This is a genomic window from Cellvibrio sp. (assembly GCF_053579595.1).
In genome coordinates, this window is sequence record NZ_JBRFPI010000031.1 from 1 (window position 1) to 19,965 (window position 19,965).

At 44.8% G+C, this 19,965-nt stretch carries 9 protein-coding genes; 2 read left to right on the forward strand and 7 right to left on the reverse strand.

Going from position 1 to position 19,965, the window contains the following annotated elements:
* The coding region (locus ACWA6V_RS03385; protein WP_449521177.1) for a hypothetical protein at nt 1-594 on the forward strand (594 nt) is incomplete at its 5' end.
* Here ACWA6V_RS03385 and ACWA6V_RS03390 read toward each other — a convergent pair.
* The 6 genes from ACWA6V_RS03390 to ACWA6V_RS03415 all read right to left on the reverse strand — a co-directional run bounded on the left by ACWA6V_RS03390 (nt 591) and on the right by ACWA6V_RS03415 (nt 18,352).
* Complete coding sequence (locus ACWA6V_RS03390; protein WP_449521178.1) at nt 591-2,204, reverse strand: sulfatase-like hydrolase/transferase; 1,614 nt, start codon at nt 2,202-2,204, stop codon at nt 591-593. The two genes, ACWA6V_RS03385 and ACWA6V_RS03390, sit on opposite strands and share 4 nt — an antisense overlap.
* A gap of 234 nt (nt 2,205-2,438) precedes the next feature.
* On the reverse strand, nt 2,439-12,731 hold the full coding sequence (locus ACWA6V_RS03395; RefSeq protein WP_449521179.1) for a flagellinolysin: 10,293 nt from the start codon (nt 12,729-12,731) through the stop codon (nt 2,439-2,441).
* Nucleotides 12,732-12,744: 13 nt separating this feature from the next.
* The gene (locus ACWA6V_RS03400) at nt 12,745-13,365 is read right to left on the reverse strand and encodes a hypothetical protein (RefSeq protein ID WP_449521180.1); all 621 of its coding nucleotides are present in this window, start codon (nt 13,363-13,365) and stop codon (nt 12,745-12,747) included.
* Between the two features lie 33 nt (nt 13,366-13,398).
* Nucleotides 13,399-14,622 (reverse strand): glycosyltransferase family 4 protein, encoded by a 1,224-nt coding sequence (locus tag ACWA6V_RS03405; RefSeq protein ID WP_449521181.1) that lies wholly within the window; start codon nt 14,620-14,622, stop codon nt 13,399-13,401.
* Nucleotides 14,623-14,736: 114 nt separating this feature from the next.
* On the reverse strand, nt 14,737-16,173 hold the full coding sequence (locus ACWA6V_RS03410; protein ID WP_449521182.1) for an HlyD family type I secretion periplasmic adaptor subunit: 1,437 nt from the start codon (nt 16,171-16,173) through the stop codon (nt 14,737-14,739).
* The gene (locus ACWA6V_RS03415) at nt 16,166-18,352 is read right to left on the reverse strand and encodes a type I secretion system permease/ATPase (protein ID WP_449521183.1); all 2,187 of its coding nucleotides are present in this window, start codon (nt 18,350-18,352) and stop codon (nt 16,166-16,168) included. Before ACWA6V_RS03415 ends, ACWA6V_RS03410 begins: the two co-directional genes overlap by 8 nt.
* Before the next feature lie 278 nt (nt 18,353-18,630).
* Between ACWA6V_RS03415 and ACWA6V_RS03420 the strand changes: the two genes are divergently transcribed.
* Nucleotides 18,631-18,834 carry a DUF2934 domain-containing protein gene (locus tag ACWA6V_RS03420; RefSeq protein WP_449521184.1) on the forward strand — a complete coding sequence of 68 codons (204 nt, stop codon included), beginning with the start codon at nt 18,631-18,633 and terminating at the stop codon, nt 18,832-18,834.
* Nucleotides 18,835-18,875: 41 nt separating this feature from the next.
* On the opposite strand, the gene ACWA6V_RS03425 is transcribed toward ACWA6V_RS03420, so the two are convergent.
* Nucleotides 18,876-19,965: acyltransferase family protein (locus tag ACWA6V_RS03425; protein WP_449521185.1), on the reverse strand; the 1,090-nt coding region annotated here is incomplete at its 5' end.

Sequence of the window (19,965 nt, forward strand, 5' to 3'; positions counted from 1 at the left end):
CTGGTGGATCTGGACGGAAAATTATTGGATGAAGCCCTGCGCCGCCATGGCAAACAATATTTAATTGAAGATTATCAGGCGGATTTGAACATTGTGGGTGAACTGCCACTCACAGGTACGCACATAGTTTCTGCCTCTGCCTTATTTGATCTTGCATCAGCTGCATTTATTGATGCATTGATAGATCGACTCGATGCACGCAAAACCGCCGTCTACGCAGCATTGAATTATGATGGCACCACCACATGGACACCAGCACATCCGCTCGATGAAAAAGTGTTGGCTGCATTTAATCAAGACCAACGCCGCGATAAAGGTTTTGGGCCTGCACTCGGCCCCGAGTGCACTGGCTACTTGCAAAAAGCGCTGGAAAACAAAGGCTATAACGTCAGCCTTAAACCCAGCCCTTGGCAACTGGGAGCAAAAGACCAGCCTATGCTAAACGAATTAATTAATGGTATTACCGCAGCAGTCAATGAACATTATGGTTTAACAGAAAGCGAGCTGGACGATTGGAAAAAATTTCGGCTTACCAATATTGCAGAGGGTAATTGCACCATTGGACATTGGGATTTATTGGCGCTGCCGCGTTAATGTGCAGGCAGTGAAAAAGCCTCTATTAATCTATCGCGCAACTCATCCATGCGCCACACAGGCGCATCGGCAGCGGGCAACATTCCCGGTGTCCATTGCCAATGCGCTACCGCTTCCATCACCTTCGGATCGCGCGCAATTAAATGGATTGGTACATCGCGGCTGTCAGTGTTGCCAGACACAATGGGCGCTGGCTGATGATCACCCAACACCAGCACCACCAAATTATCATTGCCATAATTCATGACATAAGACGCAATGGTTTGCAGCGCATATTCAATCGATAAGCGAAATTGCAAACGAATGCGTGCGTTATCTTTCCAAACATCTTCCGGAGTATCACCACTTGTCGCCTGTTCATTAAACACAGTGCCATCGCCAACAGAATGCCAATCGATTAATTGCGGCACAGGTGTCCAGGGAGCATGGGATGAAATCAAGGCAATTTCTGCCATTACCGGTGTGTGCGCCAATTTAATAGCAGGTTTGGCAAGCTCACGCGCATGAAACGCAGCAAGAGTGAATTGATCGGGCATGGTGACCCAATTAAAAGGTTTGCCCTGATAACCAAGATTATGCGCATCGTAAATATGCTCATAACCGTAATAATTTCCCTCTGGCCAATCCATGGTAATTGCAGGCATTACCGCTACAGTCCGCCAACCCGCTTGGTTAAATAAACGGTTGAGCGATGGCCGCTCGCTGATCATTAAACTGTTGTAGCGAATCTGGTTATCAATCCACAAGCCCGACATAGCAGTGCCATGTGCAAGCCAACTCAACCCACCCACCGTCGGCGAGGTTAAAAAACCGCTGCGCGCTGTAAAACCTTTCTCCGCTAATTCACCCGTGGTGCGCTCCAGCAAGGGACTGATCTGTGGTGCAAATTCAGGATTACCCAACACCGTGCGGCCATAGGATTCAACAAATATCACCAGCACATTTTTACCGCGCAAGAGATCAAATAAATTTGCATCAGTGGGGGCAAGCGCATCAACCTTAGCCAACTGCGCATTAAATGATTTGATATCCGCTGCAGTAACAAGAATATCGCGCGCATGCGCGGCCAAGTGTTGATAAAACGCTACTGATGCGCGCGGAGATTCAACAACAAATAATACTGACCAGAGCGCCAACCCTCCCACTAACAAGGTCGCAGACTTGCGCACTGAAACACACAGCACCCCTTGTGCCCGCCCCAACATCCAGAAAGCACCTGCGATAATTACCAGCACCAGCAACGCCAGCAACACTGCCACTAACAATGCCCCAGCCTTACCAATCGCCCCATTGAGCAAATTCATCCCGTTAGCAAATAAATAGCCATCAAATACCGGATTAAACGGTCGCGCAAACACCTTGAAAGTCGCCATATCCGCACATTTAAAAATGGCTCCCAATGCCAGGAGCACAGCCATCACCCAACGCACAACCAAGCCGATACGACCAGGCAGCAATAGCAATAGACCGACAAGCAATAATTCAAGTGGAAAAACCAGGAGGGATGAAAAGTGAATATCAGTGAGGCGATTGGGGATAATCAAGGTAAGGATCACCAGCAGTAGCGCAAACACACTGACAATTGCAGAACAATAACGTGAAACTGACATGGAATTATTCATTATAAATGTGAGTATTAATTGACATTATTCTGCCCACCGGCTCAGTCGGCGCCAATGCAGTATAAATGTTGATGATTGAAAATACTCTTTTATATTTACCGCTATAGTACTGATGCAATCTATAGAAAGTTTTTCGAGAAGAAACTACATTAGAAAATAAGAACTTACATCCAGCTACTCATATCGATAATTGATATTTTCGCCGGACATAATAACCAAGATCTAACTACTAGTAGCAAGTATAACCTGATGTTGATCAACAGAAACTATGCGATTACGAATATCCACTCCAACGGCTGGCTCGAATGACGCCATAGCCTGAATCAATGCATTAATATCAACCTTACCCGATATGTACCGATCTATATTATTTGGCAGTGTTGCAGCAAAGGAATCTGATGTGGCGCTGGTAATAACCGTCTCTGTGTGATTACCAAAAGCAGCCAACGATGCCTTTTCACTTGCGTAAGCAGCGACCGTTTCGAAAATTCCAAGATTGGTAGCAAACTGGGGCGTAGCCAGCATTTTATTTGCCGTGGCGGGAGCAACCACAGGTCTAATTGGTGAAACATTACCCGCTGCATCTTTCGCTGTAACGTTTACCGTTTGATTGATGGCTAGTGCGGTCCCTAGAGTGATGGTGTAGGCCCCAGTTGTTGCGTGAGCCGTAAATTGACCCAACTTTGTACCCGCGGTGTTTTTTACCTCAACCACACTACCCGGCTCCGCAGTACCCGTAATGATTTTACGGGAAGTATCAATACTAGCTGTCGGCGCTAAGGGCGCTGTTTTATCCGGTGCAACGATAGTTTTTATTGCCGAAATATTTCCAGCTGCATCTTTGGCAGTAACGTTAACGGTTTCTTTATTGATTAGCGCTGTGGTCAGCGTAATCGTGTAAGCACCAGTTGTTGCGTTTGCAATAGCTGTTTTTAACTCAGTACCAGCTGCATTTTTAATACTAACTGTACTACCTGCTTCAGCCACGCCGGTTATGATTTTTCCTGTCGGATCGAAACTCGCAGTAGGAATTGTTGGCGCTGTTTTATCCGGTGCAATAATGGCTCTGATGGCAGAGATATTTCCTGCGGTATCTTTTGCAGTAACGTTCACCGTTTCCTTATTGATTAGCGCTGTGGTGAGCGTAATGGTATAAGCACCGGTTGTTGCGTTTGCTACAGCCGTTTTTAATACGGTGCCGCCCGCATTTGTAACACTGACTGTACTGCCTGCTTCAGCCACACCGGTAATGACTTTTCCTGCTGTATCGAAACTCGCGGTAGGAATATTTGGTGCCGTTTTATCCGGTGCGATAATAGCCTTAATGGCAGAGATATTTCCAGCAGCGTCCTTAGCAGTAACGTTTACTGTTTCCTTATTAATTAAGGCAGTATTTAACGTAATTGAGTAGTTACCATTCACGCCTGCAGTTGCCGTTTTTAATTGCGTGCCACCCGCATTTTTGACAATGACAGTGCTTCCCGCCTCTGCAATACCTGTGATTATTTTTCCTGTAGCATCAAAACTGGCAGTAGGTACAGCTGGTGCAGTTTTATCGGGTGCGATAATTGCTTTAATTTCAGAGATATTTCCCGAGACGTCTTTGGCAGTAACATTTACGGTTTCTTTATTAATTAACGCTGTCGTCAAGGTAATTGTATAAGCTCCCGTTGTCGCGTTTGCAGTAGCCGTTTTCAATTGGGTACCGCTAGCATTTTTTACGATCACTGTACTTCCGGCTTCTGCAAAACCAGTAATAACTTTTCCAGTCGCATCAAAACTGGCTGTAGGCATAAGAGGAGCAGTTTTATCAGGAGCAGTAGTAGATCTAATTACAGATATGTTTCCACTTGCGTCCGTTGAAGTAACATTGACCAGTTCTTTATTAATCAACGCCGTAGTGAGCACAACGGAATACGATCCTGCAAATGAATCACCAATGCTACTGCCAACTATTATTTGGTTATCGCTGCTTTTCACATCAACAACGCTACCTGCCTCAGCAAAACCGCTAATAACGTACCCGGTAGAGTCAAATGCGGCAGTTGGCTGTGCCGGAGGGGTTTTATCTGGCGCAATAACATACAGCGGATCTGAAAAATTACCAGACGCATCTATTGCAGTGACCGTTATTTTTTCGCCATTAATAAGTTCTATCGGCAACGATACACCGTAAGTACCTGTTGCAGTACTTGCATAACCTCTAGCGATTTCACTACCACTGTCGTTACTTACAATAATAGTGCTACCTGGCTCAGCAGCACCTGTCATTACATGGCCAGCAGGATCAAGCACACCTGATGGACGATTTGGGGAGGTAGTATCTTTCAGCAAACTCTTACTCACCTCTTCAATAATCTTATCGAACACCCAAGCTTCGCCGTCAGAAAACACTATTTTTTCAAAGGAATAATCAGTATTGATAGCACCCTGCAAATCAAATATATTTTCTACGCTAATTATTTCACCAGAGTTAACCGAAATAATAAGATTTTTTTGAATTCTTGTGATTGAAATATCGCCAGAAGTTATATCATCAATAAACTCAACCCTGTCTTTATGTAGGCCGCTGTAGTTATAAGTGTCTATCGAATCCTGTCCATCACCCCGTCCAAATATGTAAGTATCAACACCAGACATACCAGACAAGTAATCATTCCCTTGACCACCAATCATTACCTGCTCCCAAGTATAACCATAGAGCGTATCATTACCTCCTTTACCGTTCAGAATTTTTCCTCCTTGAAAACCATCAATAAAATCATCATTATCTGTACCCTCATGAGCCTTAGCGATAAATTGTTCCTTATTCCAAATTTCTCCAGACGCAAACTGTATTTTTATATTTTCAAATATACTCCTAGTGCCACCGAGCAAATCCTCAAGGTATATTGACTCACCCGTGTCCAACTGAAGGCGTATATCATGGGATGTAGCATGGGCACCGCCTATTTCACGTATAGAAATATCTTCAGGGCTTATATCTGGTCCAAAATTAATAAAAACTGGATGGCCACGTTCTAATGTATCATTCCCGTCCCCCCTATTATAACTAATAGTTCCGCGCCAATATTTGTCATTACCGGAACCGCCAACCATTACACTGTCATAAGAACCGATAAAATAATCATCGCCCTCACCACCAAGCAACGTATCGTATCCCTCCAAACTTGTAATAGTGTCATTCCCCCCACCACCCGAAATAACATCTCCATAAAAGCTAAACAAATTATCATCGTCATTAGTTGGCTCTGGAGAAAGCATCTTTTTAAGATCAGTCACACTCCAAACTGTACCATTAGAAAAAACAACTGATTCGATAGCATAATTACCACTAAGGCGACTATCCGTATATAGGGTAGTACCTGACGTTACTCTAAACCGCAACTGCCCGCCTTCTATGTCAACTAAAACATCTGAGGGTAAAATACCATCGGAGAAATGGATTGCATCTTTACCACCAAGATCACTTATTCGATCAACACCATCATTCTTACCAAACACATAAATATCATCGCCCAACCCACCAAGAAGACTATCGTCATTTTCACCACCTGTAATAATATCGTTTCCGCCATTGCCATTTAAGGTGTCATTTCCTACGGTTCCATTAATAACCAGATTTGAATTTTTAATTGTTTCTTCTTTTATTTTCGAAGAATTCCACCAGCTACGAGATCCAACAAAATATATATTTTCAATTGCACTCGCAGTGAAGTTTCCGGTCGCATCAAATGCATTTGAAACAGTAATCGATCCGCCATCAACAAAACTAAGCACCAAATTATTAGCAGCATCGCGTGTTGCGGCGACTTGTGATTCATAGATGCCCGCATTCAATACAACCTTATCAGCACCTGCGATATCTGTAATAACATCGTGTCCATCACCCGATGTGTATTCGTAAGAATCACCACCCTTCCCACCTAAAAGCTGATCATCTCCTTTTGCGCCTACTATTGTGTCAACTTGGTCTGACCCTACCAGAGTGTCATCAAAACTGGTGCCTAATCTATTGGGCAAGCTAAAATCCGCAACGCCATTAAAATATATTGTTGAACTCAACAGGTATGACTTAAGGCCGCCGGAGGCATCAAATGCTCCATTAAATGTTAACGTTCCTCCGTCAGCAAAAAAGAATATCAAGTTGTTAGACATATCACGCTGAATATTCATATCTTTCCAACTAATACCTGCACCGAAATCTATCTTATTAAATCCATGTGCATCATCGATAACATCATGTCCATCACCAAGTGCATAGCGATAGGTGTCGTTACCTTTACCACCCATAAGCCGGTCATTCCCTTTTGCCCCACTAATTGTGTCAGACCCAGCGTCTCCAACCAGAGTTTCGTATGCGTCTGAACCGTTAATTACAACACCTGGAGCATCAGCTATTTCAGCCTTGATGCGCGCCGCATCCCAAATAACTTGATCAGAAAACTTAATGCTTTCGATAGCATTTGCAGTGAAGTTACCTGATGTATCGAATGCATCTTTCACGATGATCGAATAACCATTTTTCAATCTAATGTCCAAGTTATTTAATGTATTGCGGCTCAAATAGATTTCAGTGGCAAGAATATTCGCACCAAATTCAATCATGTCAGTTCCAGCACTATCAATAATGACATCAGCACCATCACCTAAGTCATAGCGATAAATGTCATCGCCCGCATAACCAATTAATTGATCATTGCCTTTCGCACCACTCAATATATCGTTGGTATCAAAAGCATGGATGGTGTCATTGCCGCTCGTGGGTTTGAGCACTTCTTGTGTAATGCGAGCAAGATCCCATTCCGCACCCGAATCGAACCCGATGGATTCCAATGCGCCGTTCATTTCCGGTGAGGAAATATATTGCTCAGGTATAACGAGCGAGAAATTTTTTGTGGGACCAGTGGATATTTCAGGAAGTACAGACTCAGCCGATAGAGAAGCATTGCCATAATCCGACCCGGCAATTGAGCCGGTATCGGTATCAGACAAATTAAGCAATGTTGGGTATAGCGAAAAACCGACTGTTAAAAAATGGGACTCGAAGGATGCAAGATTATTCCACACCCCCGACATACCACCATGTGCAGCACTTACAGTGGTAAGTGCCTGATCTAATGTTTTACCCGCTTTTAGTTGATCAAACACCTCTTTAATGCCAAGCCCACCTTGGTCGCGAATTTCTTTATCTAACAATCTAACCGCAATATAACTGACAGAATATCCAGCCCCGATGCCCGGTGAGCCAACAGTGGTTTTAAACAATACATTGAAATTATGTTGGATACCAATAATGCCAAGATCAGCCGCAACACGCTCATCCGCACCATGAATAAATTCAGCAACACCTTCATTAAACCAGCCAGGCAACACCGAAGTATTCATGTTACGCGACATCACTGCATGCACCATTTCATGCGCGATAATGCGGTCGTAATATAAATAACCATCACCATTTGGCAGGCCAGTAAAATCAGCTAAATCAATCACCAATTTGACGCTTGTACTCGTATTAACACCTTGGGTGTAGATTGTCTCTACATGTGCGGCGTGGCCACCCACGGCATCCATTTCAAACTCAAGCAGCATGTTACCGCTACCGGTTAATCCATAATGGGTTTCAATCAATGCCTCGGCTTGTGATAACCAACGATTTTGTAATTGCTCAATAATGCCGACTATCCCAGGCGCGACAACATTGGCGGCTTTTACGTCAAAGGCATTTTTGATGGTGATACTGTCGCTAGTATTAATAGTTAGCTGTAAATCCGCTCCCACACGACGTGCAAGAACACCACTTTCCGTAATACCGGTTAATTGCAAACGATCTATTCCATTTACATCCTGAATAACATCCTTGCCGTCACCTAATGCATATTGATAAGTATCATTAGCCGCACCGCCATTCAGTTGGTCGTCACCCTCATGTCCCATAAACGTTTGATTGGCGTTATCGCCCATCAACACATCATTGCTATCTGTGCCGATAAATACATGGGCTTGATTACGTGCAAGTTCCGAGGCAATACGCTCCGCATTCCATACGCCCGTATTGCCAAAATGAATTTCTTCTATAGCACCTGTCGTTAATGCACCTTGCGCATCAAACATGGCGGTAACGGTAATACTGTCGGTATTGTTAATGCGGATGATGAGATTATTGTTGGTATCTTTGCGCAGGCTAACGTGTGCTTCACTAATACCATCCGCTAAATGGATGTGATCATGGCCATTTAGATCAGTGACGATGTCTGCACCGTGATTGAGGGCAAAGTGATAATGGTCATCGCCCTTATCGCCTTGCAATTTGTCGTTGCCCTTGCCACCGATAAGCGTGTCATTACTTTCGTAGGCGGTGAGCACATCTACATAATCCGTGCCTATTGAGGTGATGCCTTTTTCCGTCTCCTGTAGAATCCGGGTTAAATCCCATTGGGTTTTATTCGCAAACTCAATAGATTGAATAGCATTATTGGCAATCACCGCGCCCGTGGTGGTATTGAACATACCGTTGACGGTGATGCTTTCTCCACTGGCAACCAGTACCAATAAATTTCCATTGCTACGGCGTAGAATTATTTGCTCAGGCGCAATACCTTCTGCAAATTTAATTTTATTATTGCCACCGCTTTCAGTGATGGTGTCTCGCCCATCGTTAGCGCGAATAACATAAACATCGTCACCGCTATTGCCGATAAGTGCATCATTACCTTTGCTGCCGAGGAAAGTAGAGCCTCCGGCATGCGCTGTTAAGGTGTCATTACCCAAACCGCCCACTAGCATGCTGCCCGCAGTTTGCGCTGTGCGTGCGATATCGTTAGTTAAGCGCGCGGCAATCACATCATCCATAGCAACAGCGTTGGTGTTTATACTGCCGATTTGTGCTTGGCTAATGAGGGTTTCTGCTGAATCTCCAAACACTATCTGATTGATTGTGTTGTTTAGGCCATTAACGATAAATATTTCACCATCGCCCACACGCAAGATTAAATCTTGCCCCTGAGCAGTAAGGCTAATTTGTTCGAGCAGTGTTGCACCGGCAATTGCCAAGGTGTTGTTGCCGTTGTCATCAAACAGACTGATGGTGTTCGCGGGTTCGTTATTTTGCGCAGCTGTTGGAGTGATGTTAGGTAAAATATTCGCATTTTGCACTGGCGATGCATTAGCAGCAGCTTCCAGCTCGCTGTTGGTAAAGACAAGATTTTCAATAATATAAATGTCGTTATCTTGGCCTCCTCCCCAGCCTCTATCTTCAACATCGCCAACAAGGATGTCATCGCCATCACCACCGAGAAGTGTATCAGCCCCAGCTCCACCTTCCAGGTAATCATTGCCCTGCCACCCATTAAGATTATCGTCTCCCTTTCCACCCAGCATCAGATCATTGCCACCGCCAGTGCTCATGTGATCTTCAATCAAAACGTCGTTGCCATCACCGCCCAGTAATATATCTGCACCATCTCCACCAATTATGGTGTCGTTTCCAACTCCACCATCAAGTAGGTCATTGCCTTGTTCACCATAGAGTGCATCATTGTCCTCACCGCCATACAGCTCATCACGGCCATACCAGCCTACGAGCAAATCATCGCCCTTATCACCAAATAAATAAGAGTAGGTTGTATTGACAATACTTTCTGCTGTGACGCCTTGAGGCAAAGGGACATGCAATAGTTGTAGTGAAGATGGGAGAAACAGTTTTTCGCCGTCATTTACATTAGGATTACTGTAATTAAATTCGCTGTTTTTGGCCGCTTTAATATATGAATAAAGTGAGATGCCGCTGCCTTTTGTCTCAGCGGGATCATGTAATGGTTCGGGATCAGTGAACACAAATTCATAAGTCCATCCATTACCCAGCGCCGAATTACCCGTGTAGGTTCCAGGCTCTACACCTGCCCAAGCAGACATGGTATAAAGATTTATATCGCCTTGTAGCTCTTCGTATATTTTAAAACCCGAAATTAGATGATTGAGCAAATCACTCCAACGAACAATATCATCAGATTTGTTATCATTATTAATGTCCGCTTGGGTTTCGCCAATATTCATGTGCACATTAGCAAGCAGCATATCTTTACCATCACCACCATGCCATTCTGCACCTGACCAGGCACGGCCGGTAATGACATCATCACCTTCACCGCCATCAATGTAATCATCACCTCTGGTGCTCGGTAATGGATCTTCTGGAATAATAAAATGAATACTTTCGGCGGTTATCCAATCATTACCGCCATCACCGTATAAACGATCCGCACCGTAACTGCCGGCAATGTAATCTTTACCTTCGCCTCCGTGAATTTCACTTGCTACATAATTGCCGATCTGTTCCATACCACGATCATCTAGGTATTTACCACGCTCTGCATAGAGTGCATCGTTTGCGCCAGTTCCACTTACGTGTTTTACGCTTGCTACCTCTTCGGGTTCAAATTCAGCAAGGTTAATGCCGAGCTCGCCTTCCTTCCAATTTTTAATATGGATGCTGTTGTCGCGATTTGTTAAGGACGTCACCAATAAGGATGTGCTTCCACCTTCGTCAAACTTTATAACTTCTACGGTATTGGTTGAGTCACGATGCGCAATGCCATCTTTCACCGTTTGTTTGACTGAACTCAGGGTTATTCCATCGATTACAATAGTTCCACTGCCATCGCTATCGATAACAATGTCGCGGCCGAAGTTGCCATCAAAAACATAAACATCCTTTCCTTGACCACCTTTTAATACATCGGCGCCTTCGCCACCAGTTAATTCATCAACGCCTGCTCCGCCATCAAGAACATCGTGACCTTTTAATCCATTGAGCTTGTCATCACCACCTAAACCATAAATGCGGTCGTTGCCATTGCCGCCGACAAAACCGTCGGAGCCGGTATTGGCTGGAGTGTTGCTTTCATTGGTGCCGAACACCACGCGAGGAGGAGCGGGTTCTTGATTGATACTGCTTGCATCAACACCGCCGGAAAATATCCGACCACTTCCACTATCGAAACCATCCACATTGACATAAAAAATATCTTTGCCTGACGGGTCGGCGCTTTCATCGAAGGCAATATCTTTGGCATTGCGCTCAAGTAATAAAGCCAAATAATTCGCGCGATCCTGATACCACTCATCGGAGAAGTTAGCTTTGCCGTTTTTACGGTCTTCTGCGGAAAGGGATTGGTCTGCTGTCCAAAAGCTATATATTTCACCATGTAGACCAAGTAAGGTGGAATCAGCCCCTTGTAAGACGAAAGGAAGTGAAAAGTACAAACTTAGAAAATGATTAAAATCGCTTTTTGCCAACCCCGCATTAGCGTGCGGAACTACTTTGATCTGATCAGCCACATTAATAAAATAGCTACTCTCACGGATTGCATTGATGCTTTTGTGCAGGGACTCTCTGTCGTCTGTAGCTAGGGATACATCGACCTTAAAAAGATCAGCCAAAAAAATCACCATGCGTTCTAATGAGCTTTCAGTACTATTACTTGCCCTATTAAAGACTCTCAGCAATTTATCAAGTGGCAACGTTTTATCCATTCTGAAGAACAAATCGTAGACAGCTAAGGAATCTGTCATTTGCCCAGTACCATGCCCAAGCGTATTAGCTAAGTTAGTCTGCTCAATAAATACAGGCAAATGCCCACCAGGTTGGCTCAATAAAGCATCCTGAGTCACTAACTCCAATCCCTTTTCACCATAAAGGTTTAAAATCGTACTGCCACCAAAAGAAGGATTACCAAAAAGCATTTCAAATAAATTAGATACATTTTTGTCGGCAAATCCAGTCAACCCGAGAATGCCGAAACCAGCACCATTAATTGTTAACGCACTAGCATTGGCATCAGGAAAAAGACGGGTAAACGCTGATGCCAAATGACCGCCTAAACTATGCCCAGTAACAGTTAAACCTTTTGCGGCAATATCATCACCCAATCCTAACCCTCTCTGATACCTGGGATCGTCAAATGCTGTATCGGAGTTTTCCCACACTACACGCTTAACAGTAAAGGTTGGAAAATCAACCACCACATCATCACGCAGGCCCATGAGTGCCAAAAAAATTATCTGAGAGGCTTTATCACCGATTGTCATTACTGTTCTTAGAGCACGAGACTCATTATCAAGCACTTCAAGTTTTGCAGCCGTGTAAACGTCATCTGATTTAACCCAAGCCCAAAAATTTACCAAATCGATAATCTGATCGATGGCAACACCGTCGGAAACAATATCACCAACGTCAGCTCGTATGTCATTAGCCCATTGCTTGTCTGGCTCAGTACCGCGAAAAGCAAGAACAATTCCATCAGCTCCCTCAAAGAGACTCATAGAAAAGCCAGTGGAAGTATTTGGCAAATGTGCCTTTACAGACCAGCGCGATAGAATATCTTCCGCTTGACTATCTGAAAATCCAGATCTAATTAATGCAGCCTTATTAACATCTCCACCTTCCCTCAAAGTTGCGTACGACGCCTCTGCAAGACTAGCGATATCAAAATAGTCAATTTTTGAAATGGTCATTTTTAACTCCTATTTAATTTTCCATGTTAAATTTTCTGTACAACTCAACAATTTTTTCATTTGATTTATATAACTCTAATTCAGACAAGCACGAATTAGAATACAACCAAAACTTGAAAGAACCTTTCTCACCACCAACAGCGAGATTGCCGTACCCTCTACTAAAATCAATAACCTGAAATAATATTTTTCCTGTCTTAACGTCAATTACTGATTCCGTTAATTTCTTTACCGGCACATCAGGAATTGGAGTTAAGGAAACAGCAATTCCAAACCTTTGATTACTCATTGTTATGTTTTCTTTAACAATATAATTCTCATTTGGGTGCGAGGCCTCAAGCATTCCAGGATGCAAAGCATCAAGCACACCAGGATTTTCCTTATCCCATTGTTCAGGAGTGGCGTAGACTTTAAGTCCGGCCTCTTTTTCGCACAATTGTTTGTGTGCCCGTAACGTGGGTATCAAATCCCCAAAAGCAGGCCAATAAATTGCCAAGAATGCTATAGCTCCTACAAAAAACATAACCATCTTAGATTTGGTAAATCGCCACCCCAAATAAGCTGCTAACAAAACCACCAAAACCCAGATTACGAGGTAAAGTAAAAGAAAAAATATGATTGCTAATCCGAACATAAAATCACCTTTTGTTAAGACTTTAATTACTTACTAGAAGTCTTTGCCTAGAACTGCGCTCACCCAAATACTCTGCTTTAGTAAACATACTTTAAGATCATACTGATCAGCTATAAGCTCCCTCGCCATTTCTCCAAATCGTTGCCTTTCCTTTGGATTTCTAATTAAAAAGCTTACTTGCTCTGCAATCGCATTCACATCAAAAAAATCCACCAACAACCCCGTTTCATTATGCTTAATCACCTCACGCACCGGCGCAGTATCACTCGCCACAATCGCACAACCTGCACTCATTGCCTCCAGCACACTCCAACTCAACACAAAGGGGTAAGTCAGGTACACATGCACGGTGGACAATTGTAATAGCTGGATAAAATCTAGATATGGCAGTTTTCCTACAAAATGGACTCGACTTAAGTCGAGCTGATCACAGACTTCATTTAAAAATAATTGTTTCCAGGTTGTGCCCTCTGGTGGCTTACTGCCGTAACTCACATCGTCACCACCCACAATAATCACTCTCGCCTTTGGATTTTCTTTTAGCATTTTGGGTAAGGCGCGCATAAAAATATGATAACCGCGCATGGGTTCCAGATTGCGGTTTACGAAGGTGATGATTTCATCATTCTTCGTTAACTCCATTCCATTTAACCGCATGGTGACATGAGGGTTGGGCTTTATGCGGTTGGTGTCTATGCCATCGTGTATTACAGAAATTTTATTCTGGAAGTGTTTGGGGAAAGTAGAACGCTGAAAGTGTGTTGGCGATATGCCGGCATCCGCTTGTAGTAGATGCAAATTAAAATTGGCATTTTTAAGCTTTAATCGGCAGGCCATATCCAATTCCGGTGTTGAAAATTCCGGATCAAAACCGACATCACCGCCCACTGCCTGATAATAAAACTCGCAGTAAAGCGCGAGCTTTGCATGTGGCCAGACATCTTTTAAAAACAGGCTCTCACCCCAACCGGGGTGGGCAATAATTAAATCAGGCATGAAGCCTTCTTTTTTTAATTGCATAGCGCCCCAAAATGCTGCTTCCGCACGAATGGTTTTGGTTTCCATATCGGTAAGCCATGGGTGTATTTCTTTGCTGCTCGAACGTTTGATGTTGTAGGTATGCAGTTTTACGCCAGCTGGACATGGGCGATTGCTGGGTGTGAGCGCACGAATATCATTTTTAGGATCTGCCGCTAATGCAGGTGCCAAGTGCACAAACTGGGCGGGAAAGTTTTGGTGGATAAATAATACGTTCATAGCAACAACTGATTCCTTAGTGCTTACTACAAAAATTTATTGATATGGATACCTAAGCTCGCTCGCATAAAGCATGGATACCTGCTTTCGCAGGTATGACGAAGCATGCGCACCTTACCGCTCACGAATACTTTCCTGTTTGTACCTCAACAGCGGCGATAGGAAATACTCAATTACCCGGCGCTGCGTTGTTTTCACTTCCGCCGTTACCGCCATACCTGGAATAAGCTTTACGTCTTTTGCCTCTACACGAATGGTGCTCTTGTGCATTTTCAAATGCATGGTGTAAACCAGCCCGAGTTTTTCGTCGATGATGGCATCATCTGAAATGTGGGTAACGGTCGCATCAATCAAACCGTATTTGGTAAACGGAAACGTATGAACTTTGATTTCAGCGGCCATATCTTTTTGCACAAAACCTACGTCCTGATTGCCGAGCATGACTTGCACTTCAAGGCTTTCCTCTTCCGGCACAATGATCATCAGTTCTTGCGCTTCGGTGACAATGCCGCCGATGGTGTTGATGGCGAGTTGTTGTACATAACCGGATACGGGTGCGTAGAGGATTTGTTTGTCATTCATATCTGTTGCCTTCACCAACTCTTCAGAGATAGTGGCGATCTGGTTGCGGCTGTCGGCGATTTGGGTGAGCAGTTTGCCGAGGGTGTCGGCTTTGAGTGAGTTGATTTGTTGTTGCGCTTCGTTGATGGCAGCATTTAATTGTTGTTGCATTTGTTGCTGCGCAGCCAAGTCTTGCACACGCTCGATACGCTGTTGCTCCAGCTCCAGATATTCCGCCTCTGAAGCCATATTTTTTGCATAGAGGCTTTCCAGTGCCTGTGCCCGCTTGGTAATCATCGGCAGGGTTTGCTGGAGCTTTTTAATGGTCTCCTGATTGCCAATTTTTTCGCTCTGTACTTTTTTAAGCCCACTGTGCAGGCTGCTCAATTGCGCCTGGTATTGCTGCCACTGCTCCCAGGTTTTTTGTTGATGCAACAGTATTTCGGTTTCGGTAGGTTCGATTGATGCATGGACTTTCAATTCGACTTCAGTGGCCATGTTAGGTTGTATATTTTTCTTTTCGTTTGAATCCGATTGGTTAACTAAAAATTGTTGCAGCGCTTCTGCACCGGCGAGATTCAGGCTGGCATTGTGCAATTCCTGCTGCATGCGCGCTTGATCAGCAGCGGTGATAGTGCGATCCAATTCAATCAGTGCATCCCCCTGATTCACAAACTGCCCTTCTTTCACATGAATCGCTTTCACAAAGCCTTTGGTGAGTGGCTGGATTTGTTTAACGCGGCTGCCGGGAATAATTTTGCCTTCTGCACTGGAGACGACATCCACTTTGCCAATACAGGCCCAGATAAGCGTCAGTACAAATAAGGCAATCAATACCCAGGCAAGCCAACGCACCAGTGGATTGGGTGGTGACTCCTGCAACTCCAGTGCAGCGGGCATAAATTCGGCGAGGTTTTGGTGTTTGGAACCATCGCCAAGTTTGGCGCGGTCACGCCAGGCATCGAGTAATTGCTGGAAAAAGTTAGTCATGGACCACCTCCAGCTTCGGGCTTGAGTGTGAATGAGTTGAAGTGTTTTTCGGTTGAGGGCTGTGTTGTTGATAACCGTGCAACTGGGCGTAATAGCCTTGCAGTTGCAGCAACTCGTCATGGGGGCCTTGCTCTACGATCTGACCTTTGTTCATCACAATAATGCGGTTGCAAATTCGCACCGTACTTAGGCGGTGGGCGATGATAAATACGGTGCGGCCTTTGCAGATCTCGGCCATGTTGTCCTGAATAATCCGTTCCGATTCATAATCCAGCGCACTGGTGGCTTCATCAAAAATCAGGATGCGCGGATTGGTTAAGAGTGCGCGTGCAATTGCCAAACGTTGGCGTTGGCCACCGGAGAGATTGCTGCCCTGCTCGCCGACCATGGTGTCGTAAGCTTCTGGGAGATCGACAATAAACTCATGGGCGCCCGCGAGTTTAGCAACGGCAACAATGTGTTCCATGGGCGCAGCGGGGTTAGTGAGTGCGATATTTTCTCGCACAGTTTGATTGAATAAAAAGTTTTCTTGCAACACCACACCGATATTGCGCCGCAACCAGGCGGTATCCACCATCGCTAGATCGACACCATCCACCAATACCCTGCCGCTTTCCGGTAAATACAAACGCTGGATTAATTTGGTGAGCGTACTTTTGCCGGAACCGGAGCGACCGACAATGCCGATAATCTCGCCTGGTTTTACTTGCAGGTTAAAGCCGTCGAGAATTACCGGGCCATCGTGTCGATAGCGAAAACGCACATGCTCAAAGCTCACATCGCCGGCAATCGATGGCAAGGTGGAACGATTGGGGTTGTAGCCGGGTTCACGTGGGGTGTTGAGGATATCGCCTAAACGCTCAATGGAAATTCCCGCTTGTTGGAAGTCTTGCCAGAGTTGCACCAGTTTTAAAATCGGCCCGCTCACACGGCCTGCCAGCATATTAAAGGCAATCAATTCACCAACCGTAAGCTCACCACCAATCACCAGATGAGCACCCCACCAGATAATGCCAAGTGTCATTAATTTATTAATCAGGCCAGCGATTTGATTCGCCACATTGCCGAGATTTTGGCTGCGGAAAGACGCGCTGACATAATTGGCTAACTGGTCTTCCCACTTGCGCTGCATTTGCGGTTCTACCGCCATGGCTTTTACGGTTTGAACACCAGTAACGGATTCGGTGAGAAAGGCGGTATTGGCGGCGCCGTATTTGAATTTCTCATTCAGGCGATGACGCAAAATAGGTGTGATAAAAACAGACAGGAGGATGTAGCAGGGAATTGTGGCGGCAACGACAAAAAACAACGTGGAGCTGTAGTACCACATCACCAACAGGAAGACGATGGTAAAACCCAGATCCAGAATTAATGTTAAGGCACTGCCGGTAATAAAATTGCGGATGGTATCCAGCTCATGCACGCGCGCGACATTTTGCCCGACTTGCCGTGCTTCAAAATAGCCCATGGGTAAGGCCATCAAGTGATGGAATAAACGCGAGCCCAATTCCACATCAACACGGCTGGTGGTGTGGGACATGGTGTAACTGCGAATGCCGCCGAGCAGTGCTTCAAAGATCGCAATCGCAAAAAAGGCAAAGGCAATCACATCGAGTGTACTGAAACCGCGATGCACCAATACCTTATCCATCACCACCTGAAACAACAGTGGTGTAATCAAGCCAAATAATTGCAAAAAGAACGAGGCAATCAGCACTTCGCCAAACAGCTTCCGATATTTAATCAGTGAAGGAATAAACCAACTGATATCAAACTTTTGTTGCAGGCTTTCGCGGATACCGAGGCGACGACTGAGAAAAATCACTTCACCTGACCAGAGCGCATTAAATTCGTCTGCACTGACTGTTTTAGGTGTTTGCTCGCGTAAATCCTGCACCAGCACTTTCGTCGGCACGCCATCCTCTTCGGCAATACGCGCGAGAATGATGTAATCGCCGCCTTTGGTTTTGGCGATAGCGGGCAAGCTCGAACCGATTAATTTGGCGAGAGGGAAGGTAAAAAGTTTGGCTTTAAAGGTAAGCGCTTTGGCAGCGCGGAGGATTTCGGTGTTGCCAAGGGGTTGGCCGGGTATTGCGAATTGGTGGGAGATTTGTGCCGCATCAGCGGGCAACTGGTGGAATCCTGCAAGTGCTACCAAGCACTGTAAACCTGTGTCCATGGCTTATTTATCCGTAAGTGACAATGATCAAAACGGCGCCAATATTAATTACGAAAGGTTCTAATTACAACCGCATTTAAAACTTTTGTCGCTTAAGACAACATGCAATATCAAATGCTTAACCTCACCGGGTGAAGCGCGATCCATCAAAGTGCGCCCGTCGACAGTAATTATTTTTTCCCATCTGGGTGTATGAATGCCTATATGGGGCGCAACACACCGATAAGTACTTTAATGACTGTTATAAAAGGAGTTCATTAATTTTTAGGAGTTACGCTATGACTAGCGAACATGAGATACGCGAGCTGGCTTATTATATTTGGGTATCAGAAGGGAAACCCAGCGGGCAATCGAACAAACATTGGCAACTGGCAGCCAAAATGGTGGCAGAGCAAAAAAATAAAAATACTGGTTCAAACAAATCCACCAACCCTTATGAAAACAAAGGGGATACGGAACCTGAACAGCCGGATCAAACATAATTACTGGAAAGCAATTTTGATGACCCGGCGACATGGCGGATTTATTGAGTCATCGCGACGGTTTCAGTTTTGTTAACCGCCCTCTTCCTCCCATTCAACATCCAACCAATCGGCGTCCAGCTAACCAGCAACAAGTAGCTCACCGCACCTATTAATAACGTGAGGCCGACTGATGCGCTGTATTTGGCAAGCAAGCCCCAATCTTTATCCATCAATTGATATTGCACTGCGAATAATAACGGCAAGTGAATAATATAAATCCAATAGGAACTGTCGGAGAAAAAGCGCATGGTGCGACTGTGGGAATTTACATAGCGTTTTCCTGCAACCAGGCACACCAAAGTCATCCACATGGAGATATAGGCTTCGCATAATTTCACAATAATATTTTGCGGAAACTCAAAGGGTGTTGATGGAAAGGTAAACTCTTTGGGTATAAAGAAATAGTAGGCGGCGTACAGGATCAGGCTCGCCACAAACAGCGCGATGCAATACGGCTGGAATCTATCGATAAAATCCTGCGTGCTGAAAATCCAGTAACCCAACGCGAAGAACAATCCAAAAAAGCCAAATGCCCACAGCTGTGGTAATAACTTGTCGGGTGCAGGAAAAGGAGATTCAACCAATAGCAAACCCGGAATCAGCAAGAGCGGAAACAACAATACAAATGGTAGTGGTTTGATTGCACCAAACAGCTTGTATAAACGTGACCAATTGATATAGCTAAACACCCAGGTCAGTACGCAAAAAAACATCAGGTTATACAAGAACCATAAATGCATAGTGGAAAAAGGTGGCGGTGGAGTACCCGGTGTTGCCATCGCCTGGGCGACCATTTGCAGAAATGGTGACTTATGCTCAACCGTCGCCACTGCAGACATTAGCGATGCCACTATCGCCCACAAACAGAGCGGAAGAAAAATAATAAACGGCAACAACACGCGCTTGGTGCGGTTAAACAGCATGCCACGCATCCCGCGCTTACTGACCAGATAGGCAACAAAAAAACCGGCAATCACAAAAAATAATGGCATCCTAAACAGATGTGAGAACCACGCGACCATATCAATCACCACTGATTGCTCGCGGTCTGCCGTCAACCAAAGATTATGTAATGCAGGACTATAAGCC

Excerpts from the sequence above, each read along its gene's own strand:
- ACWA6V_RS03400 (WP_449521180.1), bottom strand. The coding sequence starts at position 13,365 with ATGTTCGGATTAGCAATCATATTTTTTCTTTTACTTTACCTCGTAATC.
- ACWA6V_RS03415 (WP_449521183.1), bottom strand. The coding sequence starts at position 18,352 with ATGGACACAGGTTTACAGTGCTTGGTAGCACTTGCAGGATTCCACCAG.
- ACWA6V_RS03420 (WP_449521184.1), top strand. The coding sequence starts at position 18,631 with ATGACTAGCGAACATGAGATACGCGAGCTGGCTTATTATATTTGGGTA.
- ACWA6V_RS03410 (WP_449521182.1), bottom strand. The coding sequence starts at position 16,173 with ATGACTAACTTTTTCCAGCAATTACTCGATGCCTGGCGTGACCGCGCC.
- ACWA6V_RS03405 (WP_449521181.1), bottom strand. The coding sequence starts at position 14,622 with ATGAACGTATTATTTATCCACCAAAACTTTCCCGCCCAGTTTGTGCAC.
- ACWA6V_RS03395 (WP_449521179.1), bottom strand. The coding sequence starts at position 12,731 with ATGACCATTTCAAAAATTGACTATTTTGATATCGCTAGTCTTGCAGAG.
- ACWA6V_RS03390 (WP_449521178.1), bottom strand. The coding sequence starts at position 2,204 with ATGTCAGTTTCACGTTATTGTTCTGCAATTGTCAGTGTGTTTGCGCTA.